The organism is Rhodococcus sp. LMD (assembly GCF_056108245.1).
This window is the reverse complement of record NZ_CM148557.1, coordinates 4,819,998-4,844,911: the sequence shown is the minus strand read 5'-3', so window position 1 is coordinate 4,844,911 and position 24,914 is coordinate 4,819,998. Positions and strand designations below refer to the sequence as shown.

The 24,914-nt window shown below is 70.6% G+C and carries 26 protein-coding genes; 15 read left to right on the top strand and 11 right to left on the bottom strand.

The features are described 5' to 3' along the window. Positions 1 to 24 precede the first annotated feature (24 nt). The 4 genes from ACWPQI_RS22105 to ACWPQI_RS22090 all read left to right on the top strand — a co-directional run bounded on the left by ACWPQI_RS22105 (position 25) and on the right by ACWPQI_RS22090 (position 4,525). Positions 25 to 912: an alpha/beta fold hydrolase gene (locus tag ACWPQI_RS22105; protein WP_010595642.1), complete on the top strand. Its 888-nt coding sequence runs from the start codon at positions 25 to 27 to the stop codon at positions 910 to 912. 10 nt (positions 913 to 922) lie between these two features. Beyond that, positions 923 to 1,723, top strand: coding sequence for an enoyl-CoA hydratase (locus ACWPQI_RS22100; protein ID WP_010595641.1), 801 nt, complete (start codon positions 923 to 925; stop codon positions 1,721 to 1,723). Positions 1,724 to 1,778: 55 nt separating this feature from the next. Next, positions 1,779 to 3,296: an acyl-CoA synthetase gene (locus ACWPQI_RS22095; protein WP_210063084.1), complete on the top strand. Its 1,518-nt coding sequence runs from the start codon at positions 1,779 to 1,781 to the stop codon at positions 3,294 to 3,296. 77 nt (positions 3,297 to 3,373) lie between these two features. Then, the gene (locus ACWPQI_RS22090) at positions 3,374 to 4,525 is read left to right on the top strand and encodes an acyl-CoA dehydrogenase family protein (RefSeq protein ID WP_210063083.1); all 1,152 of its coding nucleotides are present in this window, start codon (positions 3,374 to 3,376) and stop codon (positions 4,523 to 4,525) included. Here the strand turns inward: ACWPQI_RS22090 and ACWPQI_RS22085 are convergent. Then, on the bottom strand, positions 4,506 to 5,018 hold the full coding sequence (locus ACWPQI_RS22085) for a MarR family winged helix-turn-helix transcriptional regulator (protein WP_119700107.1): 513 nt from the start codon (positions 5,016 to 5,018) through the stop codon (positions 4,506 to 4,508). The two genes, ACWPQI_RS22090 and ACWPQI_RS22085, sit on opposite strands and share 20 nt — an antisense overlap. A gap of 123 nt (positions 5,019 to 5,141) precedes the next feature. Then, positions 5,142 to 6,080, bottom strand: coding sequence for a DNA-3-methyladenine glycosylase family protein (locus ACWPQI_RS22080; protein WP_140188966.1), 939 nt, complete (start codon positions 6,078 to 6,080; stop codon positions 5,142 to 5,144). 189 nt (positions 6,081 to 6,269) lie between these two features. Here ACWPQI_RS22080 and ACWPQI_RS22075 point away from each other — a divergent pair, with 189 nt between their 5' ends. Continuing rightward, positions 6,270 to 6,857, top strand: a complete 588-nt coding sequence (locus ACWPQI_RS22075) for a ribonuclease H family protein (RefSeq protein ID WP_010595636.1) — start codon at positions 6,270 to 6,272, stop codon at positions 6,855 to 6,857. A gap of 7 nt (positions 6,858 to 6,864) precedes the next feature. Here ACWPQI_RS22075 and ACWPQI_RS22070 read toward each other — a convergent pair whose 3' ends face one another. Both ACWPQI_RS22070 and ACWPQI_RS22065 read right to left on the bottom strand, forming a co-directional pair. Then, positions 6,865 to 7,869, bottom strand: coding sequence for an acrylyl-CoA reductase family protein (locus ACWPQI_RS22070; RefSeq protein ID WP_017679692.1), 1,005 nt, complete (start codon positions 7,867 to 7,869; stop codon positions 6,865 to 6,867). A 145-nt stretch (positions 7,870 to 8,014) separates the two neighbouring features. Then, positions 8,015 to 8,155: a hypothetical protein gene (locus ACWPQI_RS22065; protein ID WP_234420128.1), complete on the bottom strand. Its 141-nt coding sequence runs from the start codon at positions 8,153 to 8,155 to the stop codon at positions 8,015 to 8,017. Here ACWPQI_RS22065 and ACWPQI_RS22060 point away from each other — a divergent pair. The 5 genes from ACWPQI_RS22060 to ACWPQI_RS22040 all read left to right on the top strand — a co-directional run bounded on the left by ACWPQI_RS22060 (position 8,148) and on the right by ACWPQI_RS22040 (position 12,741). Beyond that, positions 8,148 to 9,005, top strand: coding sequence for a siderophore ABC transporter substrate-binding protein (locus tag ACWPQI_RS22060; protein ID WP_234574863.1), 858 nt, complete (start codon positions 8,148 to 8,150; stop codon positions 9,003 to 9,005). The two genes, ACWPQI_RS22065 and ACWPQI_RS22060, sit on opposite strands and share 8 nt — an antisense overlap. A 13-nt stretch (positions 9,006 to 9,018) precedes the next feature. Continuing rightward, positions 9,019 to 10,047: an ABC transporter permease gene (locus ACWPQI_RS22055; RefSeq protein ID WP_010595633.1), complete on the top strand. Its 1,029-nt coding sequence runs from the start codon at positions 9,019 to 9,021 to the stop codon at positions 10,045 to 10,047. Beyond that, positions 10,044 to 11,030 (top strand): iron chelate uptake ABC transporter family permease subunit, encoded by a 987-nt coding sequence (locus ACWPQI_RS22050; protein ID WP_234420126.1) that lies wholly within the window; start codon positions 10,044 to 10,046, stop codon positions 11,028 to 11,030. Before ACWPQI_RS22055 ends, ACWPQI_RS22050 begins: the two co-directional genes overlap by 4 nt. After that, a complete protein-coding gene (locus tag ACWPQI_RS22045; protein ID WP_010595631.1) occupies positions 11,027 to 11,782 on the top strand; it encodes an iron ABC transporter ATP-binding protein in 756 nt (251 codons plus the stop codon). Before ACWPQI_RS22050 ends, ACWPQI_RS22045 begins: the two co-directional genes overlap by 4 nt. Before the next feature lie 83 nt (positions 11,783 to 11,865). Continuing rightward, positions 11,866 to 12,741 (top strand): amidohydrolase family protein, encoded by an 876-nt coding sequence (locus tag ACWPQI_RS22040; RefSeq protein WP_102031673.1) that lies wholly within the window; start codon positions 11,866 to 11,868, stop codon positions 12,739 to 12,741. Positions 12,742 to 12,807: 66 nt separating this feature from the next. Here ACWPQI_RS22040 and ACWPQI_RS22035 read toward each other — a convergent pair whose 3' ends face one another. Then, positions 12,808 to 13,167, bottom strand: coding sequence for an Rv2640c family ArsR-like transcriptional regulator (locus tag ACWPQI_RS22035; RefSeq protein WP_302070017.1), 360 nt, complete (start codon positions 13,165 to 13,167; stop codon positions 12,808 to 12,810). Positions 13,168 to 13,258: 91 nt separating this feature from the next. On the opposite strand from ACWPQI_RS22035, the gene ACWPQI_RS22030 reads away from it, so the two are divergent. From ACWPQI_RS22030 to ACWPQI_RS22015, 4 genes are all read left to right on the top strand, one after another. Further along, positions 13,259 to 13,759, top strand: coding sequence for an ArsI/CadI family heavy metal resistance metalloenzyme (locus ACWPQI_RS22030; RefSeq protein WP_010595628.1), 501 nt, complete (start codon positions 13,259 to 13,261; stop codon positions 13,757 to 13,759). 123 nt (positions 13,760 to 13,882) lie between these two features. Then, positions 13,883 to 15,559 carry an NAD(P)-binding protein gene (locus ACWPQI_RS22025; RefSeq protein ID WP_302070014.1) on the top strand — a complete coding sequence of 559 codons (1,677 nt, stop codon included), beginning with the start codon at positions 13,883 to 13,885 and terminating at the stop codon, positions 15,557 to 15,559. After that, positions 15,556 to 19,128 (top strand): pyruvate:ferredoxin (flavodoxin) oxidoreductase, encoded by a 3,573-nt coding sequence (gene nifJ, locus ACWPQI_RS22020; RefSeq protein ID WP_474738502.1) that lies wholly within the window; start codon positions 15,556 to 15,558, stop codon positions 19,126 to 19,128. Before ACWPQI_RS22025 ends, nifJ begins: the two co-directional genes overlap by 4 nt. Further along, positions 19,128 to 20,138 carry a dihydroorotate dehydrogenase-like protein gene (locus tag ACWPQI_RS22015; RefSeq protein ID WP_461872794.1) on the top strand — a complete coding sequence of 337 codons (1,011 nt, stop codon included), beginning with the start codon at positions 19,128 to 19,130 and terminating at the stop codon, positions 20,136 to 20,138. The genes nifJ and ACWPQI_RS22015 overlap by 1 nt, the downstream gene beginning before the upstream one ends. 62 nt (positions 20,139 to 20,200) lie before the next feature. Here the strand turns inward: ACWPQI_RS22015 and ACWPQI_RS22010 are convergent, their stop codons facing one another. The 6 genes from ACWPQI_RS22010 to ACWPQI_RS21985 form a co-directional block, all read right to left on the bottom strand. Continuing rightward, positions 20,201 to 21,262 (bottom strand): ArsO family NAD(P)H-dependent flavin-containing monooxygenase, encoded by a 1,062-nt coding sequence (locus tag ACWPQI_RS22010; RefSeq protein ID WP_474738501.1) that lies wholly within the window; start codon positions 21,260 to 21,262, stop codon positions 20,201 to 20,203. A gap of 43 nt (positions 21,263 to 21,305) precedes the next feature. After that, positions 21,306 to 21,707 (bottom strand): DUF2703 domain-containing protein, encoded by a 402-nt coding sequence (locus tag ACWPQI_RS22005; protein ID WP_017679685.1) that lies wholly within the window; start codon positions 21,705 to 21,707, stop codon positions 21,306 to 21,308. Positions 21,708 to 21,825: 118 nt separating this feature from the next. Next, positions 21,826 to 22,242, bottom strand: a complete 417-nt coding sequence (locus ACWPQI_RS22000) for an arsenate reductase ArsC (protein ID WP_006945074.1) — start codon at positions 22,240 to 22,242, stop codon at positions 21,826 to 21,828. Between the two features lie 19 nt (positions 22,243 to 22,261). Beyond that, entirely contained in the window at positions 22,262 to 22,921 is a 660-nt protein-coding gene (locus ACWPQI_RS21995; protein WP_059174837.1) for an arsenate reductase ArsC, read from the bottom strand. A gap of 23 nt (positions 22,922 to 22,944) precedes the next feature. Then, complete coding sequence (arsB, locus tag ACWPQI_RS21990; RefSeq protein ID WP_140188962.1) at positions 22,945 to 24,024, bottom strand: ACR3 family arsenite efflux transporter; 1,080 nt, start codon at positions 24,022 to 24,024, stop codon at positions 22,945 to 22,947. After that, positions 24,021 to 24,422 carry an ArsR/SmtB family transcription factor gene (locus tag ACWPQI_RS21985; protein WP_029540137.1) on the bottom strand — a complete coding sequence of 134 codons (402 nt, stop codon included), beginning with the start codon at positions 24,420 to 24,422 and terminating at the stop codon, positions 24,021 to 24,023. The genes arsB and ACWPQI_RS21985 overlap by 4 nt, the downstream gene beginning before the upstream one ends. Positions 24,423 to 24,493: 71 nt before the next feature. Between ACWPQI_RS21985 and ACWPQI_RS21980 the strand changes: the two genes are divergently transcribed. Next, positions 24,494 to 24,910, top strand: a complete 417-nt coding sequence (locus tag ACWPQI_RS21980; protein WP_474738500.1) for an arsenate-mycothiol transferase ArsC — start codon at positions 24,494 to 24,496, stop codon at positions 24,908 to 24,910. Positions 24,911 to 24,914: the final 4 nt, after the last annotated feature.

Here is a 24,914-nt window from a genome sequence, read left to right as displayed (position 1 = left end):
ATGCCTGGACCGGATCCGCGCCGGGTGACCGTCGCCGCCGACGACGGTGTGCCCCTGTCGGTGCGGGTGCACGGACCCGTCGACGCGCTCGTCACCGTCGTGCTGGTGCACGGCCACTGCCTGCACACCGGCAGCTGGTCGGCGGTACGCGAGCGCCTTGCCGGGCAGGCCGGCGCGGGGGTCCGCATCGTCGCCTACGACCAGCGCGGGCACGGCCGGTCGGGGATCGGCGCGCCGGAGACGTACACCATCGAGCAACTCGCCCACGACCTCGACGTCGTCCTGCGCACCGTCGTGCCCCCCGGGCCGGTGGTGCTGGCGGGGCACTCGATGGGCGGCATGGTGGCGATGGCCTACGCGCGGCTGTACCCGGAGCGGATCGGCAGCCGCGTCGTCGGTGCCGCCCTCGTCGCGACCGCGGCGAGTGGCCTGGCCGAGTCGGGGCTCGGCCGTTATCTGCGGCACCCGGCGGTGTCCGTGCTGCACCGCGCGGTGCGACGCGCGCCGCGGGTGATGCAGGGATCGATGCGGATCGGCGGGCGCATGTGCGGTCCTGTGGTCCGTCGCGGCGCCGCGGACTCGTGGGCACGGTCGCTGGCGACGGCCCTGGCCACCGAGACGTCGATCGTGACGCTCTCGCGCTTCCTGGCGGCGTTCGCCGTGCTCGACGAGTCGGCGGCCCTCGCCGTGCTGGCTGCGATACCGGTCCTGGTGCTCGGCGGCTCGGCGGACGAGCTGACGCCGTTCGCGCACTCGCGGGCCATCGCCGCGCGGCTGCCCGCCGCCGAACTGGTGCGGGTCGACGGGGCGGGGCACTCGGTGATCGTCGAGCGCGCCGACGAGGTGGCGGCCGCGCTGCTGCGACTGCTCACCCACGTTCGGGGGGTGGCCGCCCCCGTCGCGGTGGTGTAGGCAGGAGCGCATGACCGACACGCGCACCGACCAGCCCGCCGCCGTACTCATCGCCGTCGACGAGGCGTCCGGGATCGGCCTGCTCACCCTGAACCGTCCCGATCAGCGAAACCCGTTGTCCGCGTCGGCGATGCGCGAGGTCACGATGGGGCTGCGCGCGCTGTCCGCGGAGTCCGCGACCCGGGTGATCGTGATCCGCGCCGAGGGCCCGGTGTTCTCGGCGGGCCACGACCTGCGCGAGATGATCGGCCGGACCCTCGAGGACGAGCGGGTCATCTTCGACACCTGTACCGAGATGATGCAGACCGTGCAGTCGGTGCCGCAGCCGGTGATCGCGTCGGTGCAGGGTGCGGCCGTCGCGGCCGGCTGCCAGCTGGTGGCGTCGTGCGACCTGGCGGTCGCGTCGTCGGACGCGGTGTTCGGCACCCCGGGGGTGAAGATCGGCCTGTTCTGTTCTACGCCGATGGTCGCGCTCAGCCGGGCTGTGGGGCGCAAGCGGGCCATGCAGATGCTGCTCACGGGCGAGACGATCGACGCGGCGACGGCGGCGGACTGGGGGCTGATCAACTTCGTCGTCGACCCGGCGGCCCTGGAATCCGAGACCGCGGCGCTGGCCGCGAAGATCGTCTCGGCGTCCCCGGCGACGGTGCGGATCGGGAAGGAAGCCTTCTACCGGCAGATCGAGCTGCCGCAGGAGCAGGCCTACGAGGCGATGGCCGAGACCATGGCGACCAACGCGATGATCTGCGACGCCCAGGAGGGCATGACGGCGTTCGTGGAGAAGCGCCGGCCGGTGTGGCAGGGTCGCTGACGCTATCGATCGATCGGTCTGGTCAATTGGTTGGACGTCCTATAACCTGTCGGCCATGAGCCTCGACCCGCGCGCGAACACCGTCGACGGCGTGCTGCACCGCAGCGCCGTCCGCTTCCCCGACCGCACCGCCCTGCGGTTCGGCGACCGCACCCTCAGCTACCGCGAGCTCGACGACGCGGTCACCCGGGCGGCCGGACGGTTGCGCGCGCTGGGCCTGGACCAGGGCGATCGCGTCGCCGCGTACGGCACCAACTCCGACGCCTACGTCGTCGGGTACCTCGCGGCCGCCCGGGCCGGCCTCGTGCACGTGCCGATCAACTACGCCCTGCGTGGCGAGGAACTGAGCTACCTGCTCGGCCAGTCCGGGGCGCGCGCCGTCCTCGTCGATCCTGCGTTGCGCGAGAACCTCGACGCGGTCCTCGGCGACGTCCCGGCCGAGCATGTGGTGCCGCTGCGCGACGCCGACGACTCGCTCCTCGCCGTCGCGTGCACGGGCGAGGTGCCGGAACTCGACGTGACCGTCTCCGACGCCGACCTCGTGCAGCTGCTCTACACCTCCGGCACCACTTCGAAACCCAAGGGCGCCATGATGCCCCACCGGGCGCTGGTGCACGAGTACACCTCGTCGATCGTCGCCCTGGACCTGGCGGCGGACGACAATCCGCTGATCTGCATGCCGCTGTACCACTCCGCCGGCATGCACGTGTTCATGCTGCCGTACCTGGCCGTCGGCGCCACGGTCACGCTGCTGCCCGCCCCCGACATCCCGGAGATCCTGCGGCTCGTCGAGTCCGAGCGGATCGGCTCGCTCTTCCTCGCCCCGACGGTGTGGGTGCCGCTGGCGAGCCACCCCGACCTCGAGACCCGCGACCTGTCGTCGCTGCGGAAGGCGCAGTACGGCGCGTCGATCATGCCCGTCACCGTGCTGAACCGGCTCCGCGAGCGCTACCCGGACCTCGGGTTCTACAACTGCTTCGGTCAATCCGAGATCGGGCCGCTGGCAACGGTTCTGCGCCCAGAGGAGCACGCGGACCGGCCGTCGTCGTGCGGGAAGGCGGTGCTGTTCGTCGAGACCCGCGTCGTCGACGCCGACGGCAACGACGTGCCCGACGGCGAACCCGGCGAGGTGCTGTACCGGTCGCCGCAGCTGTGCCTGGGCTACTGGGACAACCCGGACGCCACCGCGGAGGCGTTCCGCGACGGGTGGTTCCACTCCGGCGATCTCGTCACGCGCGACGCCGAGGGCTACATCACCGTCGTCGACCGGATCAAGGACGTCATCAACACCGGCGGCATCCTCGTCGCGTCCCGGGAGGTGGAGGACGCCCTCTACACCCACGAGGCCGTCGCCGAGGTCGCGGTCATCGGCACCCCCGACGAGAAGTGGATCGAAGCCGTCACCGCCGTCGTCGTGCTGCGCGCCGGCGCGGACACCGACGAGAACGAGCTGATCGACCACGTCAAGCAGCGCCTGGCGCCGTTCAAGGTTCCGAAGCTCGTCCGGTTCGTGGACACCCTCCCGCGCAACCAGAGCGGCAAGCTTCTCAAGCGCGAGCTGCGCCCCCGGTGACCGAATGTCACATGGGTTCGATCGAATCGACGCGGTGTGACATTCGGTCACGCCGGACGGAAGGTTGAAGGACACCGATGGTGACGAAGTACGTGCCGTCCTGGCACGACGACGAGGTACAGGCCGTGTCGGAACTGGCCCGCGACTTCTTCGAGCGCGAGGTCATGGCCCACGCCGAGAAGTGGGACAGCCAGCGGCGCATCGACCGCGAGGTGTGGCTCGCGGCCGGCAAACTGGGACTGCTGCTGTGCTCGATCCCGGAGGAGTACGGCGGCGGGGGCGGCACCTTCGCGCACGACCTCGCGGTCTTCGAGGCGCAGGGCTACTCGGGTGACCTCGCCCTGGGCATCTCGGTGCACAGCGGCATCGTCGCCCACTACATCCTCGAGTACGGCAGCGAGGAGCAGAAGCGAACCTGGTTGCCCGGCATGGCAACCGGCGAGATCCTCGGCGCGATCGGCATGACCGAGCCGGGCGCCGGGTCGGACCTCAAGGCCATCAAGACCACCGCGCTCCGCGACGGCGACGAGTACGTGGTCAACGGCTCGAAGACCTTCATCACCAACGGTTCGTCGGCCGACGTCATCGTGCTCGCCGTCAAGACCGACCCGAAGGCCGGCGCCAAGGGCGTCTCCCTGCTGATCGTCGACCTGCGGGACTGCCCCGGCTTCGCGGTCGGGCGGGTGCTGGACAAGGTCGGCCAGCACGGCGCCGACACCTCCGAGCTGTCGTTCACCGACGTGCGGGTGCCGATGTCGAACCTGCTCGGGGAGAGCGAGGGGCAGGGTTTCGCGCAGCTGATGGCGCAGCTGGTGCAGGAGCGGCTGATCATCGGCGCGCAGGCGGCCGGGGCGATGGACCGCGCGGTCGAGGAGACCGTGCGCTACACGAAGGAGCGGCAGGCGTTCGGGCACAGCCTGTTCGAGTTCCAGAACACCGCGTTCGAGCTGGCGGAGTGCCGAACCATCGCCCGCACCTGCCAGGTGTTCCTCGATCACTGCATCGAGCAGCACCTGAAGGGTGAACTCGACGCCGCGGACGCCGCGATGGTCAAGTACTGGCTGACCGACAAGCAGTGCGAGGTCATCGACCGCTGCGTGCAGCTGCACGGCGGCTACGGCTACATGCGCGAGTACCTCATCGCCCGGATGTACGAGGACGCCCGCGTGCAGCGGATCTACGCCGGCGCGAACGAGGTGATGAAGCAGATCATCGCCCGCTCCCTCTGAGTCCGTCGGAGGTGGAGGGCTCCCGCGAGGAGCCCTTCGTCTGCCGGGTGTGGTGCGCGAGCACCTTCGTGAGCAGGACGGCGAGCTGGTCCCGCTCGGCCGGGTCCAGCGACGCGAACGCCTCGTCCTGCGCCGCGACGAGGACGTCGTCGAGGGTGCGCAGGTGTTGCCGCCCACGGCGCGTGACGCTGATGATGTTGCGGCGCCGATCGGTGGGATCGGGACTGCGATCGACGAACCGCCGATCGGCCAGCTCGTTGACGGTGGCGACGATGTCGCTGCGGTCCATCCCCGCCCGTCGGCCCAGATCCGCCTGACACAGCGAGCCGTACTCCTCGAGCGCCGCCAGCGCGCGGTAGTGGTAGCCGCGGGCGTCGGCCAGGCCGAGCCGGCCGGACACCACTCGGTGCACGTGGCGCGCGGACTGGGTCAGCAGCCAGCTCGGGAGCCGCGCGAGTCGCGTGGGCGCGGTCGAAATGTCTGGGTCGGACATGCCACCAGGGTACGGTCCGGCGGCCGAAATCCGACGGTCAGCCGTCGGCGCCGCGGCAGCGCAGCCCGGCGGTACCGGGCCGACGACTCCGGCCCCGGCGGCGCGACCGGCGCGGGGACCTGCTCAGTGCCGACGATGATCGGTGATCGGCGTGCGCGGCCCCCGCCGCGGGACCCGCCCCGCCCCGCCGGTCGCCATGATCAGCCGCACGGCCCGGTAACGATGTGGCCGAAGGGGTTCCAGGTACTCCACCATGCCGGCGTCGTCGAGCGGCGCGCCGAGCAGCGACCAGCCGACGATCTTCGCGAGGTGGTAGTCGCCCACCGACAGCGCGTCCGCGTCTCCGAAGGCGCGCTGCGCGACCTCGGCGGCGGTCCAGATCCCCACGCCCGGGATCGAGTGCAGTCTGCGCTGTGCCTCGACGGGATCGAGGTCGACGAGCCGCTCGAGCCGGTCGGCCAGCTGGGCGCAGCGCACGACGGTGCGGGCCCGGCCGGGGTCGACGTTCGCCCGGTGGAACTCCCACGACGGAACGCGGCGCCACGTCTCGGCGGCCGGCGGCACCCGCATCCCCTCCGGTGCCGGTCCGGGAGGGTCGTCGCCGAACCAGGTGACGAGCCGCCGCCACGACGCGAACGCCGCGACGGCGTGCACCCGCTGTTCGAGGATCGCCGGGACCAGCGCCTCGAGCACGCGGCCGGTGCGCGGGATCCGCAGGGCCGGGAGACGTCGATGGGACTCGGCCAGGCGCGGATGCTCGGGCCGGAACCCGGTCGGATCGTCGTCGGCGCCGAGCAGGGTGGGAAGACGGTCTGCCAGTTCCGCGGCTCCGGGACCCCACGCCTGGCAGCGCACGCCACGTGGACCGTCCTGCACGAGCCGGTAGGTGACCGGCCCCGACGCCAACCGGGACGTGCGCCACACCGCGTGCCCGTCACGGCGGTGGCAGGGGTCGTAGGGGCCGCGCTGGAGCGGCTGCAACGTCAGCGCGACGTCCACCGGCCGGGGCAGCTCGGCGCGGACGACGAGCGCGCCGGTGCTGGGTGGAGCGGGGACGGGCACCGGTCCACCGTACTGTGCCGCCGTACCGTGCCGCCGTACCGGGCGACGAGGTGCGGATCGAAGGCGGCGACCCGCCGAGTGTGCGCTTCTCGTGCCGACACGCCGAGGAGCGCCGCGATTTCTGCACAGCCGCGGCGCGTCGGTGCCTCGGGCGCGACGTCGCCTCTGCCACGGGATATGGTCTGGCACATGATCATCGTGAGCACCGACGGTTCGTGCCTTCGAAACCCGGGCGGCGCCATCGGATGGGCGTGGGTCAATCACGAAGGGCCGAGCCGGGCCGGCGGGGAACGCTCCGGCACCAATCAGATCGCCGAGCTGCGGGCGCTGCTCGAGGCGCTGAAGGCCCACCCCGGTCCGGAACCGATGATCATCGAATCCGACTCGCAATACGCCATCAAGTGCGCCTCGGAGTGGCTGCCCGGATGGAAGCGCAAGGGCTGGAAGACGGCGACGGGCGCGCCGGTGAAGAACCTCGACCTGGTCCAGGCCATCGATCGCGTCCTCGCCGAGCGGTCCGGGCCGGTGCGGTTCCGGTGGGTGCGCGGGCACGTCGGCAACCACTTCAACGAACTCGCTGACAAACTGGCGGGCGAGGCGGCACGCGCCCAGGGGGCGGCCCCGCCCGCTCCGAAGGCGCCCGTCTCCGAACCGGCCGGGCCCGAGCCGACCCCCGCGCCCGCGCGGCCCGAGCCGACCCCCGCGCCCGCGCGGGCGAAGAAGGCGGTGCGCCGGACGGTGAAGGTGGTCGAGGAGGTCGAGCTCACCCTCTTCTGACGAGCCGTCAGAATCCGTCGGCGACCTCGATCACCGCGCGGCCGGTGAACTTGCCGGCCCGCACGAGATCGAGCACGGACACCAGCTCCCGGGCGGGGATGCGGCGCATGATGTCGGCCAGGTGCCGGGGACGCAGGTCGCCCGCGAGGCGCTCCCACAGCTCGCGCCGCGGGACGATGGGCAGCTGCACCGAGTCGATTCCCAGTAGCGCGACGCTGCGCAGGATGAACGGCATCACCGTGGTCTGCAAGGCGGCGCCGCCGGTGAGCCCGCTCGCGGCGACCGCGCCGCCCCACTGCACGGTGCTGAGGACATGGGCGAGGGTCGCGCCGCCGACGCAGTCCACGGCCCCCGCCCAGTGCGCGTTGCCGAGCGGTCGCGGCTTCGCGTCGGGGTCCTCGGGCAGCCGTCCGATCACCGAGGCGGCGCCCAGCTCGGTGAGCAGGTCGTGGGCTTCCGGCTTGCCGGTCGAGGCGACCACCTCGAATCCGGCCGCGGCGAGCAGGTCGACGCTGACGGTGCCCACGCCGCCGGAGGCGCCGGTGACGACGATGGGTCCGTCGTCCGGGGTCAGGCCGTGCCGCAGCAGCGCCTGCACGCTGAGCGCCGCGGTGAAGCCGGCGGTGCCGATGGCGGCGGCGTCGGCCGTGGAGAGCTCGCCGAGCCGGACGAGCTGGTCGGCGGGGACGCGGGCGTACTCGGCGTAGCCGCCGTGCCGGCCGGTGCCGATCTCGTAGCCGTGCGCGAGGACCCGGTCGCCCGGCGCGAAGTCGGGGTGATCCGAGGTGACGACCTCACCGGCGAGGTCGATGCCGGGAATGATCGGGTAGTTGCGGACCACGCCGCCGCGCGGGACGACGGCGAGGGCGTCCTTGTAGTTGACGCTCGAGTGCAGGACGCGGACGGTGATGCCGTCGTCGGGCAGCATCGTCTCGTCGACGGTCTCGGGGGCGAAGTCGATCGCGCCGTCGTGCTCGCGCGCGACCCAGGCGGAGAACGTGGTTGAGGTCATGATCCGACCGTAGTGGCGGCGCGCTCGTCCGTGTGGAGACACGACTCTTGCCAACGGTAAGTAAAGGCATGCTAAGTTAGGCAACGCTTCGCTGAGTTCGGGGTGGCGGCGGGACCGCACGAGCGGCTTCGCCTACCCCGGAAGTTCAATTTTCAAGGAGATTGCCCATGCGTATCCGGTTGTCCGCCGCCGTCGCGTTAATCGCGGCCGCCTCGCTCGGGCTTTCCGCCTGCTCCTCCGACACCTCCTCCGACACCGCGGCGGACACCGGCGCGACCGTGGTCATCAGTCACGCCCAGGGCGAGACCGAGGTGCCCGTCGATCCCGAACGGGTCGTGGTCTTCGACCAGAGCGTCCTGCAGTCCATGATCGACCTCGACCTGCCCGATGCCGTCGGCGTCCCCGCCCTCACGAACTGGCCCGAATCGTTCGCACGCTACCGGGGCGACGACGTCGCCAAGGTCGGATCGCTGTTCGAGCCCGACTTCGAGGCCGTCAACGCCCTCGAGCCCGACCTCATCATCGTCGCCGCCCGGTCGGCCACCAGCTACGACGCGCTCAGCGAGATCGCCCCGACCGTCGACCTCTCCGTCGACTCCAAGGACTTCCTGAACAGCGTCGAGACGCAGAACCGCAACCTCGCCACCATCTTCGGAGCCGAGGACGCGTTCGAGGAGAAGTTCGCCGGCATCGAGGAGTCGTTCGACGCCGTGTCCGCGGCGGCCGCACAGGCGAATCTGCGCGGGCTCATCGCGCGCGTCGAGGCCGCCGAGGTCACCGCGTACGGACCCGGCTCCCGGTACGGCATCATCCACGACCTCGGCGTCAAGCCCGTGTCGGAGACCTTCGCCGACGACGTCGCCCACGGGGACGCCGTGTCCTTCGAGTACATCGCCCAGGCCGATCCCGACATGATGTTCGTCCAGGACCGCGAGGCACCCCTCGGCGACACCACCGGCCCCAACGCGTCCCGAGTCCTCGACAACCCCCTCGTCGGCGGCACCACGGCCGCGAAGGAAGGCCGGATCACCTACCTCGACCTGTACACCTGGTACATGGCGCCGAGCGCGCTGAGCTCCGTCCAGTCCCAGATCGACGTCGTCGGGCAGGCCGTCGGCACGGCCGCGGCGGCATGACCTCCTCCCGCCCGTGAGCGCCCCGGTAACGACCGGCAGGGCCGGCGACCGCACCCCGCGTGCGGCCGCCGGCCCGGCCGTGCGTCTGCGTCCCGTCCTGCTGGGCGCCGTGCTGCTCGCCGTCGCCGCCTTCGCGTCCCTGTTCGTCGGCGTCGCCGACGTCACGCCCGCAGACCTGCTGCGCGGCGACACCGCGACCCTCGAGGTGTTCTTCGTCTCGCGCGTGCCCCGACTGATCGCGATCCTGCTCGCCGGCGCCGCCCTGAGCGTGTCCGGCCTGATCATGCAGCACCTGACCCGCAACCGGTTCGTGGCGCCGGACACCGCCGGCACCGTCGAATGGGCCCTGCTCGGCATCCTCGTCGCGACCCTGTTCCTCGGCGGCCAGTCCGTGCTCGGCAAGATGCTCGTCGCCGTCGCCTTCTCCCTCGTCGGCACCTTCCTGTTCCTGCGGCTGCTGCGCCGTGTCCGGTTCACCGACATGATCGTCGTGCCGCTCGTCGGCCTCATGTTCGGCGGCGTCGTCATGGCCGTCACCACGTTCTTCGCCTACCGGCTCGAACTGATGCAGGCCCTGAACACGTGGACCAGCGGCGACTTCTCCGGCATCCTGCGCGGCCGCTACGAGATCATCTGGGTCGTCGTCGCCGTCATGGCCGTCGCCTATCTGTACGCCGACCGCTTCACCGTGGCCGGCCTCGGCGAGGGCTTCGCGAAGAACCTCGGCGTCCCGTACCAGCTGGTGATCAACATCGGGATGGTCGTCGTCGCCGTCACCACCGCCGTCGTCACCGTCGTCGTCGGCGCCATCCCGTTCCTCGGCCTCGTCGTGCCCAACCTGGTCACCATGGCGCTCGGCGACAACCTGCGCCGCGTCCTGCCGATCACCGCGCTCGCCGGCGCCGGATTCGTGCTCGCCTGCGACGTCGTCGGCCGTGTCATCCGCTACCCGTACGAGATCCCGGTCGGCACCGTCGCGAGCGTCGTCGGCGCCGTCGTGTTCATCGCGCTGATCCTGCGCACCCGGCGAGGTGCGCGATGAGCCAGGTCCTCGCCGCACCCCCCGCGACCCGTCGCCGGAACCCTGCCCGCGTGCTCGTCGTGCTCGGCGTCGTCGCCGCACTGGCGGTGTGCGCCTACCTGTTCCTCTTCGTCACCGGCTCGTGGGACTTCGCCATGAAGATCCGCAGCCGGCAGGTGCTGTCGATGGTGCTCGTCGGCTACGCCACTGCCTTCGCCGCGGTGATCTTCCAGACCGTCACCAACAACCGCATCCTCACCCCGGGCGTGATGGGCTTCGACAGCCTGTTCATGCTGCTGCAGACCCTCGTGGTGTTCCTGTTCGGCGCGAGCGCCCTCGCGACACTGGATCCGCGCCTGAAGTTCGGGGTCGAGGTGCTCGCCATGGTCGCCTTCGCGCTCGTGCTGTTCCGATGGCTCTTCGACCGCGGATCCCGCGACCTGTACGTGCTGGTGCTCGTGGGTATCGTGCTCGGCGCCCTGTTCGGGGGGCTGTCGTCGCTGGTGTCACGGCTGATCGACCCCAACGACTTCATGACCCTGCAGGACGTGCTGTTCGCCAGCTTCAACAACGTGCAGGTCGACCTGCTCGCCGTGTCGGCCCTGCTCGTCGTCGCGGCGACGGCGTTCTCGGTGCCGCTGCTGCGTCAGCTCGACGTCGTCGCGCTGGGCCGCGAGCACGCGGTCGGCCTCGGCGTCGACCATCGGCGCGTCGTCACTCGCGCGCTGATCGTCGTCGCGGTGCTGGTCTCGGTGTCCACCGCGCTCGTCGGGCCCATCACGTTCCTCGGGCTGTTGGTGGCCAACCTGGCCCGGGAACTCGTCGGCACGTTCCGGCACCGCTGGACGGTGCCCGCCGCGACGCTCGTCGCGATCGTCGCGCTGGTCGGCGGGCAGTTCGTCCTCGCCCGGCTGCTCGACTACAACTCGAGCCTCATCGTCGTCGTCAACTTCGTCGGCGGCATCTACTTCATCTCCCTGCTCGTGAGGGGTGCACGCCTGTGATCACCGTCCGGGATCTCGCCAAGAACTACGCCGGCACCACCGTGCTCGGGCCCGTCGATATCGACGTCCCGCGCGGCGGGCTCACGTCGATCATCGGTGCCAACGGCGCCGGCAAGTCGACACTGCTGACCATCGTCGCGCGGCTGCTCGACTCCGACGCCGGATCGGTCAGCATCGACGGGCTCGACCTGCGGGCCACCCCCTCGGACGCGCTGGCGAAGAAACTGTCGGTGCTGCGCCAGGACAACACCACCGCGGTGCGGTTGTCGGTGCGTGAACTCGTCGAGTTCGGGCGCTTCCCGCATTCGAAGGGCCGGCTGTCGGCGTCCTGCCACGACGCGGTCGACCGCGCCATCGAGTACACCGGCCTGGGCGGGTTCGAGCACCGCTTCCTCGACCAGCTCTCCGGCGGGCAGCGGCAGCGGGCGTTCGTCGCGATGGTGCTCGCGCAGGACACCGACTACGTGCTGCTCGACGAACCGCTGAACAACCTGGACATGAAGCACTCGCAGCACATGATGCAGCTGCTGCGACGGATGGCCCACGAGATGGGCAAGACCGTGATCCTGGTGATCCACGACATCAACTTCGCGTCGTGCCACTCCGATCGCATCGTCGCGATGCGCGACGGTGCCGTCGTCGCCGACGGGGACGTCGACGAGATCCTCCGGCCCGAGGTGCTGCGCAAGGTCTACGACATGGACATCGCCGTGCACGAGATCGACGGCCGTCGCATCGCCGTGTACTTCTGAGGCGCCTTCGGCGCCGGTGTGTCCTTCGGGCGGCTGGGGCAGCCCAAAAGGCGCACCGGCGGTGGGGTCGCTACCTTCGGGGGATGGACGAAGCGCAGCAGGTAGCCGACTTCCGGGACCGGCACGGCCTCGACGGTCTGATCGACGTGCACACCCACTTCATGCCCAAGAGCGTCATGGACAAGGTGTGGGGATACTTCGATTCCGCCGGACCGCTCGTGGGACGCGAATGGCCCATCACCTATCGGCACGCCGAGGAGGAACGCGTCGAGCGGCTGCGGCGTTTCGAGGTCCGTCGATTCACGGCGATGCTCTACCCGCACAAGCCCGCGATGGCCGCGTGGCTGAATTCCTGGGCCGTGGACTTCGCGGCCCGCACCCCCGACTGCCTGCACACCGCGACGTTCTACCCCGAGCCCGAGGCGGGTGACTATGTCGCCGCGGCGCTCGAGCACGGCGCACGGGTGTTCAAGTCGCACATCCAGGTCGGGGACTACGACCCCAACGATCCGCTGCTCGATCCGGTGTGGGGCCTGCTCGAAGACGCCGGGGTGCCGATCGTCATCCACTGCGGCTCGGGGCCGGCGCCGGGCGCGCACACCGGGCCCGGGCCGATCGCCGCGCTGCTGGACCGGTTCCCGCGGCTGGCGCTGATCGTCGCGCACATGGGCATGCCCGAGTATCGCGAGTTCCTCGAACTGGCCGAGAAATATCCGTGGGTGCACCTCGACACGACCATGGCGTTCACCGACTTCACCCAGGAGTCGATGCCGTTCCCGGAGGACGAGCTGCCGCGGCTGCGGGCACTGGGCTCGAAGGTGCTGTTCGGCAGCGACTTCCCGAACATCCCGTACCCGTACATCCATCAGCTCGAGGCGGTCGAACGGCTCGATCTCGGCAGCGAATGGGTCCGCGCGGTGTGCTGGGACAACGCGGAGGCACTGTTCGGCGCGGTGTGAGCGGGGGCCGTCCGGCCGAATGTCACACCGGTTCGATGTGATCGAACCGGTGTGACATTCGGCCACTCAGGTGCAGCAGTGGGGGTCGAGGACGAGGCGGAGTGCCTGCAGTGCGTCGCTGCAGGCACGGTGGTGGACGTTCATGCCGCGGCGGGTCGATTGCACCATCCCCGCCTTGCGCAGCTGGCCGAGGTGGTGGCTGACGGTCGACTCCGTCAGCCCGACGGCCGACGCCAGATCGCACGTGCACACGTCGTCCTCACGGGTGGTGAGCAGGATCGACATCAGCTGGATGCGGGTCGGGTCGGCGAGCGCCTTGAGCCGCAGCGCCACCTCGAGGGCGGCTGCCTCGCTCATCGGTGCCGCCGAGACCGGCGCGCAGCAGATGGGGGCGGAGACGTCGATGACCGGGAGCGGCTTGGGCATGCCCCCATCATCCACCCCTCTTGACATATGTCAAAAAGGTGACGACAGTGAAACCAGCAATTCGACGTATGTCTCACAGGTGGAGGTCATCATGTCCCGCGTCCAGCTCGCCCTCAACGTCGACGACCTGCAGGAGGCCGTGACGTTCTACACCAAGCTGTTCGGCACCGAGCCGGCCAAGCTGAAGCCCGGCTACGCGAACTTCGCGATCGCCGAGCCGCCGTTGAAGCTCGTCCTGATCGAGAACGCGGGCAAGGGCGGCTCGATCAACCATCTCGGCGTCGAGGTCGACTCGAGCGAGAAGGTGCACTCCGAGATCGCCCGCCTCACGGACGAAGGCCTGTTCACCGACGAGGAGATCGGCACCACCTGCTGCTTTGCCACCCAGGACAAGGTGTGGGTCACTGGCCCGGCGGGGGAGAAGTGGGAGGTCTACACCGTCCTCGCCGACAGCGAGACCTTCGGCACGAGCCCGAAGCTGCTCGACCAGGACGAGAACGCGGAGGGCGTGTGCTGCGGCTCCGCCGCTGAACGGGAGCAGGAATCGGCGACCGGCACCGAGAAGGCGCCGGCCGCGACGACGTGCTGCTGAGCGACACCCACGGCCCCGCTCCGGGCCCCCGCCCGTAGGCGGGCCCGAGCCGGCGCGTCGTCGGCATGCCGGCGCCGCCGCAATCCGGTGCCGGACACCCGGCCGGAGCCCTATCGTGAGGGGATGACTGCCGACGAGCGCAGTGGCGGGGCGACGGGCGGGCGTCCGGCCCGGCCGTCGGAGGAGCTCACGCCGCTGCCGGATCTGGTGCACGGCCGTCCCCGCGCGGGGCCGGTGCGCCGGCGTCGGCCCGTGTATGTGGATCTGCTGCCGCCGTGCAACGCACGGTGCCCCGCCGGGGAGAACATCCAGGCCTGGCTCGCGCACGCGAAGGCCGGCCGGTACGAGCAGGCCTGGCGGCAGCTCGTCGCCGACAATCCGTTCGCCGCCGTCCACGGCCGGGTGTGCTACCACCCCTGCGAATCCGTCTGCAACCGCGCCACTCTGGACAGCGCCGTGTCCATCCATTCGGTGGAGCGTTTTCTCGGCGACCGGGCACGCGAGCAGGGCTGGATGTTCGAGCCGCCCCCCACCCGCACCGGCAAGCGGGTACTGGTGATCGGTGCCGGGCCGAGCGGGCTGTCCGCCGCCTGTCACCTCGCCCGCCGCGGCCACGACGTCGAGATCCGCGACGCCGGCGCCGAGCCCGGCGGGATGATGCGCTACGGCATCCCGAACTACCGGCTTCCGCGCGACGTGCTCGAGGCGGAGCTGGAGCGGGTCGCGGCACTGGGTGTGCAGCTGACCTGCAACCACCGGGTCGAGGATCTCGCGGCGGAACGCGCGGAGGGCGGTTTCGACGCGGTGTTCGTCGCGGTCGGCGCGCATCTGGCCAAACGGGTCGACATCCCGGCCTGCGACGCGGGCACGATGATCGACGCGGTGTCGTTCCTGCGCGGTGTCGCCTCCGGGGAGAACCCGCCCGTCGGGCGGCACGTGGCCGTCTACGGCGCCGGCAACACGGCGATGGACGCGGCCCGGGTGGCCCGCCGGCTCGGGGCCGAGGACGCGGTCATCGTCTATCGCCGCACCCGCGAGCAGATGCCCGCCCACGTGGGGGAGGCCGAGGACGCCGAACGCGAAGGCGTGCGGATCAACTGGCTACGCACGGTCACCGCCTTCGACGGGCCCGAACTGCAGGTCGAGGTCATGGAACTCGACGAGTCCGGTCGTCCACGGCCCACCGGCCGTTTCGAGACGCTGGCCGCGGACACCCTGATCATGGCGATCGGCCAGGAGACCGAGTCGGCGTTCATGCGCACGCTGCCCGGGGTCGAGTTCGAGCGGGACGGCAGCGTGCGGGTGGACGAGTCGCTGATGACCGGCTGCCCCGGGGTGTTCGCAGGCGGCGACATGGTGCCCGGCGAGCGCACCGTCACGGTGGGGGTGGGCCACGGGAAGAAGGCGGCGCACCACATCGACGCCTGGCTGAGTCGAGTGTCCGGCAAGCGACCCGCCAAGCATCCGATCGCGACGTTCGACCAGCTGCACCTGTGGTACTTCGCCGACGCGGATCGGCGGGTCCAGCCGGAATTACCTGTCGAGGAACGTCTTTCCGGATTCGACGAGGTGGTCGGCGGAGTGTCGGCCGAGGCGGCGACCTTCGAGGCGGGCCGGTGCCTGTCGTGCGGCAACTGCTTCGAGTGCGACGGCTGTCTCGGCGCGTGCCCGGAGGACGCGATCGTCAAGCTGGGTCCCGGCCACGGCTACCGGTACGACTACGGCAAGTGCACCGGCTGCGCGGAGTGCTTCGAGCAGTGCCCGGTGCACGCCATCGAGATGTTTCCGGAGCCGACATGACGCGTGCCACGGTGGACGGTAACGAGGCGGCCGTGTCGGTCGCCTACCGGCTCAACGAAGTGTGCTGCATCTATCCGATCACCCCGTCGTCGGCGATGGCCGAGCTGGCCGACGAATGGTCCAGCCGGCACCGGCCGAACCTGTGGGGCACCGTGCCGAGTGTGGTGGAGATGCAGAGCGAGGGCGGCGCGGCGGGCGCGCTGCACGGCGCGCTGCAGGGCGGGGCACTGGCGACGACGTTCACCGCGTCGCAGGGCCTGCTGCTGATGATCCCGAACATGTACAAGATCGCCGGCGAGCTGACCTCGGCGGTCATGCATGTTGCGGCCCGGTCCCTGGCCGCGCAGGGACTGTCGATCTTCGGGGACCATTCGGACGTGATGGCGGTGCGCCAGACCGGGTTCGCGTTGCTCGCCTCGGCCTCGGTGCAGGAAGCACACGACCTGGCGCTGGTGGCGCAGGCCGCGACCCTGCGGACGCGGGTGCCGTTCGTCCACTTCTTCGACGGCTTCCGCACCTCGCACGAGCTCAACACCATCGAGACGCTGACCGACGACGACCTGCGGGCACTGGTGCCCGAGGAACTGATCCACGAGCATCGCGGACGCGCGTTGTCGCCGGAGCGGCCGTTCATCCGGGGCACCGCGCAGAACCCGGACACCTACTTCCAGGCACGGGAGACGGTCAACCCGTTCTACGCCCGGGTTCCGGCGGTGGTGGACGAGCTGATGGCGCAGTTGGGTGAGCGCACCGGCCGCGGCCTGCGCATCGTCCAGTACGCCGGGCACCCCGAGGCGGAACGAGTGCTGGTCTTGATGGGATCCGGGGCGCAGACCGCATCCGACACCGCTGCCGCGCTCGCCGCCCGCGGTGAGCGCGTCGGGGTGGTGCAGGTGCGGCTGTACCGACCCTTTCCCGCCGAGGCGCTGCTGGCGGCGCTGCCGGCGACGGTGCGCGCGATCGGCGTGCTGGACCGCACCAAAGAGCCCGGGTCGCACGGCGAGCCGCTGTATCTCGACGTCGTCGCGGCACTCGCGGAGGCACATGCCGACGGTGAGCGAGCCGTCATGCCCCGGATCTGCGGCGGCCGCTACGGCCTGTCGTCGAAGGAGTTCACACCCGGGATGGTGGCCGGCGTCTTCGCCGAGCTCGCCCGTGAGCGGCCCCGACGCCGGTTCACCGTCGGCATCGACGACGACGTGTCCGGCACCAGCATCACCTACGACCCGTCCTTCGACATCGAATCCCCCGACACCGTGCGGGCGATCTTCTACGGCCTGGGCTCGGACGGGACCGTCGGGGCCAACAAGAACACCATCAAGATCCTCGGCGACGAGGAACACCTGCACGCGCAGGGCTACTTCGTCTACGACTCGAAGAAGTCCGGCTCGCAGACCGTCTCGCATCTGCGTTTCGGACCGCGGCCCATCCGCGCACCGTATCTGGTGAGCCGCGCGGACCTCGTCGGCTGCCATCAGTTCCGATTCCTCGACAAGATCGACGTCCTGGGACCGGCCGCACCGGGAGCGACCCTGCTGCTGAACTGCAGACACCGGCCGGACAAGGTCTGGGACGCGCTGCCCCGCCGGGTCCAGGAACAGATCCTCGACAAGGGGATCACGCTGTACGCCGTCGACGCGGGCCGGATCGCTCGCGAGGTCGGGCTCGCCGGGCGGATCAACGTCGTGCTGCAGACCTGCTTCTTCGCGATCTCGGATGTGCTGCCGCGTGAGCAGGCCGTCGCCCGGATCAAGAAGTCGGTGGAGAAGACCTACGGCAACCGTGGAGCCGACGTGCTGCGACGCGAACTGGCCGCGGTGGACCGGGCGTTGGACGAGCTGCACCGGATCGAGGTGCCCGGCCGGGTGACCACCACCCGAGTACCGGCGCCGATCGTGCCGGAGCACGCGCCCGAGTTCGTCCGCACCGTCACCGCGGAGATGATGGCCGGGCGTGGGGATGCCTTGCCGGTCAGCGCGTTTCCTGTCGACGGGACCTATCCGAGTGGCACCACCGCCTACGAGAAGCGCAACATTTCGGAACTGGTCGCAGCATGGGACCCGGACACCTGCATCCAGTGCGGTAACTGCAGTTTCGTCTGTCCGCACAGCGTGATCCGCACCAAGTTCTACGACAGGTCCCACCTGGACGGTGCCCCGGAGCAGTTCGGCTCGGCGGCACTGGGGGCCGTGGGTCTGCCGGATGCCCGGTACTCCCTGCAGGTCTACGCCGAGGACTGCACCGGGTGCGGGCTGTGCGTCGAGGCCTGTCCTGCCGTGACTCCCGGCGCGACGGTCACCAAGGCCATCAACCTCGCACCCCGCGAACCGCGAGTGGCCGCCGAACGCGAGAATATCGCCTTCTTCGAGACGCTGCCGACGGCCGACCGGGCCCGGGTGGACTTCGGCACCGTCCGCGGAACGCAGTTCCTCGAGCCGCTGTTCGAGTTTCCCGGCGCCTGCGCGGGCTGCGGGGAGACCCCGTACCTCAAGCTGCTCTCCCAACTGTTCGGCGACCGGTTGATGATCGCGAACGCCACGGGCTGCTCGTCGATCTACGGCGGCAATCTGCCCACCACCCCCTGGGCGACCAATGCGGACGGCCGCGGCCCCGCCTGGTCCAACTCGCTGTTCGAGGACAATGCCGAATTCGGGCTGGGGTTCCGGCTGGCCGCCGACGAGCACACCCGGCTCGCCCGGCGGCGCCTGACCGAACTGCGGGAGGCGGTCGGTGCCGACCTCGTCGAGAGCATCCTGACGGCGCCGCAACTGCGCGAGTCCGAGCTGCGCGCCCAGCGGGAACGGGTCGCCGAACTCGAAACCCGTCTCGCAGAGCTTGATCCGACCACGACCGCCGACCTGCGCAGTGTGCTCGACCACCTGGTGCGGCGCAGCGTGTGGATCGTCGGCGGCGACGGCTGGGCCTACGACATCGGTGCCGGGGGTCTCGACCACGTCCTGGCCAGCGGTCACAACGTCAACGTCCTGGTCCTCGACACCGAGGTGTATTCCAACACCGGGGGACAGATGTCCAAGGCCACCCCGCTCGGCGCGATCGCGAAGTTCGCCGCAGCCGGCAAGACGGTTCCGATGAAAGACCTTGCGTTGCAGGCCATCGCCTACGGAAACGTCTACGTCGCCCGGGTCGCGATGGGTGCCGATCCGCAGCACACCTTGCAGGCGATGCGGGAAGCCGAAGCCTACGAGGGCCCGTCGCTCGTCATCGCCTACAGTCAGTGCATCGCGCACGGTATCGACATGCGTCACGGGATGGACCAGCAGTACCGCGCGGTGGCCAGCGGGCACTGGCCGCTGATCCGCTACGACCCGGTGTTGCGGGCGGCCGGGGAGAATCCGTTCCTGCTCGATTCGCACCGGCCGAGGATTTCGCTCGAGGACTACCGCAGCCGCGAGCTGCGGTACCGCGCGCTCGCCAACACCGACCCGGCGGAATACGAGCGGCTTCTCGGCCTCGCCGAGGAGGCGATCGCTCAGCGCTGGGACCGGTACGAGGACATGGCATCGCAAGGGTCGCACCACTTCACCGCCGACGCCCGCAAGGATCGCTGATGGACCTGTCGACGCGCTACCTGGGCCTGGACCTGCCGAATCCCCTGATGGCGGCGGCATCCCCACTGTCCCGCACGGTCGGTGGGGTCCGCCGGCTCGCCGACGCGGGCGTCGGTGCGGTGGTGCTGTGTTCGCTGTTCGAGGAGCAGCTGCTGCGTGAGGCGGAACGCAATGCGGCACTGACCGAGCACGGTTCGCAGAGCTACGCCGAGTCCTTGTCGTACTTTCCGGACGACGCCGTCGAGGACCACGGACCGCGCCGCTACCTGAGCCTGCTCGAACGCGCCGCGCAGGCGGTCGCCGTCCCGGTGATCGGCAGCCTGAACGGCGTCACCCCGGGCGCGTGGGCGGGCTACGCACGCTCGATGCAGGACGCCGGTGCGGCCGCCATCGAGCTGAACATCTACTACCTGCCCGGTGATCCGCACATCAGTGGCCGGGACGTCGAACAACGACACCTCGACGTCCTGGCCCGGGTCGCGGACGCCGTCACCGTGCCGGTGGCGGTCAAGATGAGCCCCCAGTTCAGTTCGATCGGCGAGATGGCGCTCCGTCTCGACGAGGCCGGGGCCGACGGACTGGTGCTGTTCAACCGGTTCCTGCAGCCCGGCATCGATTCCGAAACCCTCACGGTGGTCCCGGCCGTGACCCTGTCGACCCGCGCGGAGACCCGGTTGCCGCAGACCTGGATCGCGTTGCTGCGGGGACGGGTGCGCGCCGACCTGGCCGCGACCACCGGCGTCGAGGACGCCACCGACGTGATCGAGTATCTGCTCGCCGGTGCGGACGTCGTGCAGTCCGCCTCGGCATTGCTGCGCCACGGACCCGAGTACGCCGCCGTCCTGCTCGACGGTGTGCGTGAGTGGATGCGCCGCAAGGGATATCACAGTGTCGACGAGTTCCGCGGCGTGCTCGCCGTGTCGTCCGGCGCGGACGGGACCGGCCGCGGACGCGGTGACTACGTCGGCGCGCTCCGCGAGGCCGACCACCGCGCCTACGGCATCGTGTGAGGCTTCCGGTCCCGCTCGAGCCCCGGGGGTGCTCATAGGGGCGTTCCGGCCGCGGTGCCGGCTCAGAGGTCCAGCGCCAGGCCGGCGACGGTGGCCTTGGCGGTGCGCCCGACCCCGATCAACGTGGCCGAGCCGGGGCCGGTCCAATCCCCGTAGCCGAGCAGATGCAGCTTGGGTTCCTCCAACGCCTGGGTGCCCGCCACAGCGATCGAACCGTCGGGCCCGCGCAGGTGCAGCGGCCGCAGCGGCGCCAGGGCGGGGCGGAATCCGGTGGCCCAGACGATCACGTCCGCGCGCCGGCTCTCCCCGGTGTCGTCCCACGAGATGCCGTCCCGGGTCAGCCGGTCGAACATCGGCAGCGGATCCAGCGCGCCGCGGTCCCGGGCCGCGAGGATCTCCGGAACCATCACGATGTCACCGAGGTCGGTGATACCGCCCGGATCGGGGCGCCCGGCAGCCAGCGCCAGCGCGCGCCGCGAGGCCATCTCGAACAACACGCGTCCGTCGACGTCGTCCGGCAGGAACCGCGGCGGCCGGGTGGTCACCCAGGTGCTGTCGGTGACCTCCGAGATCTCGGCGACCAGCTGGGCGCCGGAGTTGCCGCCGCCGACCACCACGACCGCCTTACCGGCGAATTCACCCGGGGTGCGGTACTGCACGGTGTGCAACTGTCTGCCCGCGAAGCCGCGGGCTCCGGGACAAGCGGGCCAGAACGGCTGCTGCCAGGTGCCGGTGGCGCTGATCACCCGCCGTGCCCGCCACACCCGCTCCGCGGTGTCCACCCGCAGCCGCTCCCCGTCGTCGTCGCGGGTGACCGCCCGCACCCGCACCGGCCGCCGCACCGGCAGGCCGTAGCGGCGCTCGTACGCGGTCAGATACTCGATCACGTGCCGGGCGGGTGGGAACCCGTCCCGCCACGGCGGCATCGGCCATCCCGGCAGCGACGCATACTCCGCGGGGGAGAACAACCGCAGCGACGGCCAAGTGTGCGGCCACGCGCCGCCCGGTGTGGGCTGATCATCGAGGACGACGAACTCGAGCCCGGCCCGGCGCAGGTAGTACCCGGCGGCCAGGCCGGCCTGCCCGCCCCCGATCACCACGACGTCCACCTCGACCGTGCTCATCGTCTCCCTCGGCATCGCGTGCGCAGATCGTCGATCCCGGCCGTCAGGGGTGACCGGGGGCGTCGAGCAGGCTCGCCGCGGCGATCAGGGCGGCCTTGACGATCAGTCGTTCGGGGATCTCTTCGAAGGTGACCGGTCCGAGTGCCACTGTCCGGCACGGGGAGTCGCCGCACACCGAGCAGCAGCGGCTGCTGCCGACGTCGGCGTCGAGCCAGTCCTCGAGCGGGCGGCCGGCGATCCAGATGCGGTTGGATTCGGCCGGGTCCGCGGCGAAGGCGGCGTCGTCGAGTTCGCGGACCTCGAGGTGCGGTGCGATGCCGAGCGGGCGCAGGACCTGCTCGAGCGTGCCGATCGCGTCCTGGACCTGCTCACCGGTGCCGGCGCAGCGGCGGCACGTCTGTCCCTGGCTGACCAGGCGTTGCCAGACGATGGGCAGTGCCGTCATCGCGCACCCCTTCTCGGTTCGCGGGGAAGGTGGGAGTCGACCCGGCTCCAGTGTGGCCGACCCGGCCGGGCCGCAGGGCGTGTCCCGGTGGATCCGGCCGGACACGCCCTGCGCTCGGTCAGCTGCGGACGGCGCCGGGGACGAGTTCGGCGATCAGTGCCTCGACCCGCGTCTTGATCTCGTCGCGGATGGGGCGGACCGACTCGACGCCCTTGCCGGCCGGGTCCTCGAGCACCCAGTCGCGGTAGCTCTTGCCGGGGAAGACCGGGCAGGTGTCGCCGCAGCCCATGGTGATCACCACGTCGGAGGCTTCGACGGCGTCGGTGGTGAGGATCTTCGGGGATTGGGTGGAGATGTCGATGCCGAGCTCGGCCATGGCCTCGACGGCGGCGGGGTTGACCTGATCGGCGGGGGCGCTGCCGGCGGAACGGACCTCGACGGCGTCGCCGGCGAGGGCGGTGAGGAATCCGGCGGCCATCTGGGAGCGGCCGGCGTTGTGCACGCACACGAACAGCACGGACGGCTTGGTGGTCATCGAGGGAACCTTTCGGGTGTCAGGCGGTGGGAACGGCGGTGAGGTCGGCGAGCAGAGCGCGGACCCGGGCGTCGACGTCGTCACGGATGGTGCGGACGACCTCGAGGGATTGCCCGTCCGGGTCGGGGACGGTCCAGTCGAGGTAGCGCTTGCCGGGGTAGACCGCGCAGGCGTCGCCGCAGCCCATGGTGACGACCACGTCCGCGGCGGCGACGACGTCGTCGGTGAGCGGTTTGGGGAACTCTGCGCCGAGATCGAGGCCGAGCTCGGCCATGGCCTCGACCACCACCGGGTTGATCGCCGCGATCGGCGCGGAGCCCGCGGAGCGGACGTGGACGCGGCCACCGGCGTGGTGATCCAGCAGGGCGGCGGCCATCTGGGAGCGGCCGGCGTTGTGCACACAGACGAACAGCACCTCCGGAACGTCCTTGGCGACGGCGCCTTCGGCCTGGGCCAGTGCGGTCAGGCGTTCGGCGGCGAAGCGCGGGGCGAGCGCGGTCAGGTGGGTGTAGACGGTGGCGGTGCGGCGCAGCGCCGCATAGGACTCGAACACCACCCGTTCGACGGTCTGCGGGGAGAAGACCCCGTCGTACTTGTCAGCGAGGTGCTCGGCGGCACGCTGGAGTACCGCCTGCGGCATGAGCAGTTCGGGCTGGTGGCGGTCGGAGTGGTCGGACATGTCGGCTCCCTGGCTCTCGGGCTTCACGAAGCGGCGGGGGTGGTGGAGGGGGCGAAGCGCTTACGCAGGGCGAGCGAGACGTAGACGAGGCCGACGAGCACGGGCACCTCGATGAGCGGTCCGACCACTCCCGCGAGGGCCTGGCCGGAGGTGACGCCGAAGGTGGCGATGGCCACGGCGATGGCGAGTTCGAAGTTGTTGCCGGCCGCGGTGAACGCGAGGGTGGTGGTGCGCTCGTAGCCCAGGCCCATCGCCGCGCCCAGGAGGTAGCCGCCGCCCCACATGATCGCGAAGTACGCCAGCAGCGGCAGGGCGATGCGGGCGACGTCCCACGGGTGGGAGGTGATCTGCTCGCCCTGCAGCGCGAAGAGCATCACGATGGTGAACAGCAGGCCGTACAGGGCCCACGGCCCGATCCTGGGCAGGAACTTCTGCTCGTACCAGGTCCGGCCCTTGGCCTTCTCGCCGAAGTGGCGGGTGAGGAAGCCGGCGAGCAGCGGGATGCCGAGGAAGATGAGCACCGACTTGGCGATCTGCCAGGGCGAGACGTCGAGGGTGGTCTGTTCGAGTCCGAGCCAGCCCGGCAGCACCGAGAGGTAGAACCAGCCGAGGCCGGCGAACATGATCACCTGGAAGACGGAGTTGAGTGCGACGAGGACGGCGGCGGCTTCGCGGTCGCCGCAGGCGAGGTCGTTCCAGATGATGACCATGGCGATGCAGCGGGCCAGACCGACGATGATCAGTCCGGTGCGGTACTCGGGCAGGTCGGGCAGCATCAGCCAGGCCAGGGCGAACATCAGCGCCGGCCCGACGATCCAGTTCAGGACCAGCGAGCCGATCAGCATCCGCCGGTCGCCGGTGACGGTGTCGAGCCGGTCGTAGCGCACCTTGGCCAGCACCGGGTACATCATGATCAGCAGGCCGAGGGCGATCGGCAGCGAGATGCCGTCGATCTCGACGGTGGAGATGATGTCGCCGAGGCCCGGGATCAGGCGGCCGAGCAACAGGCCGGCGACCATGGCGACGCCGATCCACACCGGCAGGAACCGGTCGAGGGTGGACAGCTTGCCGACCACGGCCGGGTGGTCGCGGGTGGTGGTCACGAGGCGACCTCCTCGAGGGTGCCGGCGGGCGCGCACGACGAGGTCGCGACGAGCCCGGATTCGACGGACAGCACCGCGGACAGCTGGGCCAGGGCGGCGGGGACGACCCGGTAGTGCACCCAGGTGCCGCGACGTTCGCAGTCGAGGAGGCCGGCCTCCCGCAGCACCTTCAGATGATGCGAGATGGTCGGTTGCGACAGGTCGAAGGACGGTGAGATGTCACACACGCAGCACTCGCCACCCTCGTGGCTGGCGATCAGGCTCAGCATCCGCAGGCGCACCGGATCGCCCAGGGCCTTGAACATGCGGGCCAGGTCACCGGCCCAATCGGAGGTGAGCGGCTCGCGGCTGAGCGGCGGGCAGCAGGGCTCGTCCCCGCGCGGCGGTTGATTCGGCATGCGTCTATATTGACGGTTGTCGAAACACGGCGTCAAACGGACAGCCGGCCCGGTCGAAAGGAAACCCTCCCGTGCACACACCCTCGGTGCTGTTCGTCTGCGTGAAGAACGGCGGCAAGTCCCAGATGGCCGCCGCGCTGATGCGCAAGGCGGCGGGTGACCGCATCGTCGTGCACTCCGCCGGAACGGCACCGGGTGCGGCGCTCAACGCTCTCTCGGTGCAGGTGCTCGAGGAGGTCGGCGCACCGGTGGCCGGCGAGTACCCCAAGCCGGTCGATCCGCAGCTACTGACCGAGGTCGACCTGGTCGTCACCCTCGGCCGCGACGCCCGCGTCGACGCGGCGCACGCGGAGAACTGGGACACCGACGAGCCGTCCGAGCGCGGCATCGACGGCATCGAACGGATGCGCCTCGTGCGCGACGACATCGCCGCCCGAGTCGACGCCCTCGCCGCCCGGGTGCTCGACTCCGCTTCCCCCACCCGCTGATCCG

What these genes read in the sequence shown, in the direction of transcription:
- ACWPQI_RS22100 (WP_010595641.1), top strand. Translation starts at nt 923, where the DNA reads ATGACCGACACGCGCACCGACCAGCCCGCCGCCGTACTCATCGCCGTC.
- ACWPQI_RS22095 (WP_210063084.1), top strand. Translation starts at nt 1,779, where the DNA reads ATGAGCCTCGACCCGCGCGCGAACACCGTCGACGGCGTGCTGCACCGC.
- ACWPQI_RS22090 (WP_210063083.1), top strand. Translation starts at nt 3,374, where the DNA reads ATGGTGACGAAGTACGTGCCGTCCTGGCACGACGACGAGGTACAGGCC.
- ACWPQI_RS22085 (WP_119700107.1), bottom strand. Translation starts at nt 5,018, where the DNA reads ATGTCCGACCCAGACATTTCGACCGCGCCCACGCGACTCGCGCGGCTC.
- ACWPQI_RS22075 (WP_010595636.1), top strand. Translation starts at nt 6,270, where the DNA reads ATGATCATCGTGAGCACCGACGGTTCGTGCCTTCGAAACCCGGGCGGC.
- ACWPQI_RS22070 (WP_017679692.1), bottom strand. Translation starts at nt 7,869, where the DNA reads ATGACCTCAACCACGTTCTCCGCCTGGGTCGCGCGCGAGCACGACGGC.
- ACWPQI_RS22065 (WP_234420128.1), bottom strand. Translation starts at nt 8,155, where the DNA reads ATGACCACGGTCGCGCCGGTGTCCGCCGCGGTGTCGGAGGAGGTGTCG.
- ACWPQI_RS22050 (WP_234420126.1), top strand. Translation starts at nt 10,044, where the DNA reads ATGAGCCAGGTCCTCGCCGCACCCCCCGCGACCCGTCGCCGGAACCCT.
- ACWPQI_RS22040 (WP_102031673.1), top strand. Translation starts at nt 11,866, where the DNA reads ATGGACGAAGCGCAGCAGGTAGCCGACTTCCGGGACCGGCACGGCCTC.
- ACWPQI_RS22035 (WP_302070017.1), bottom strand. Translation starts at nt 13,167, where the DNA reads ATGCCCAAGCCGCTCCCGGTCATCGACGTCTCCGCCCCCATCTGCTGC.
- ACWPQI_RS22030 (WP_010595628.1), top strand. Translation starts at nt 13,259, where the DNA reads ATGTCCCGCGTCCAGCTCGCCCTCAACGTCGACGACCTGCAGGAGGCC.
- ACWPQI_RS22025 (WP_302070014.1), top strand. Translation starts at nt 13,883, where the DNA reads ATGACTGCCGACGAGCGCAGTGGCGGGGCGACGGGCGGGCGTCCGGCC.
- nifJ (WP_474738502.1), top strand. Translation starts at nt 15,556, where the DNA reads ATGACGCGTGCCACGGTGGACGGTAACGAGGCGGCCGTGTCGGTCGCC.
- ACWPQI_RS22015 (WP_461872794.1), top strand. Translation starts at nt 19,128, where the DNA reads ATGGACCTGTCGACGCGCTACCTGGGCCTGGACCTGCCGAATCCCCTG.
- ACWPQI_RS22010 (WP_474738501.1), bottom strand. Translation starts at nt 21,262, where the DNA reads ATGAGCACGGTCGAGGTGGACGTCGTGGTGATCGGGGGCGGGCAGGCC.
- ACWPQI_RS22005 (WP_017679685.1), bottom strand. Translation starts at nt 21,707, where the DNA reads ATGACGGCACTGCCCATCGTCTGGCAACGCCTGGTCAGCCAGGGACAG.
- ACWPQI_RS22000 (WP_006945074.1), bottom strand. Translation starts at nt 22,242, where the DNA reads ATGACCACCAAGCCGTCCGTGCTGTTCGTGTGCGTGCACAACGCCGGC.
- ACWPQI_RS21995 (WP_059174837.1), bottom strand. Translation starts at nt 22,921, where the DNA reads ATGTCCGACCACTCCGACCGCCACCAGCCCGAACTGCTCATGCCGCAG.
- ACWPQI_RS21985 (WP_029540137.1), bottom strand. Translation starts at nt 24,422, where the DNA reads ATGCCGAATCAACCGCCGCGCGGGGACGAGCCCTGCTGCCCGCCGCTC.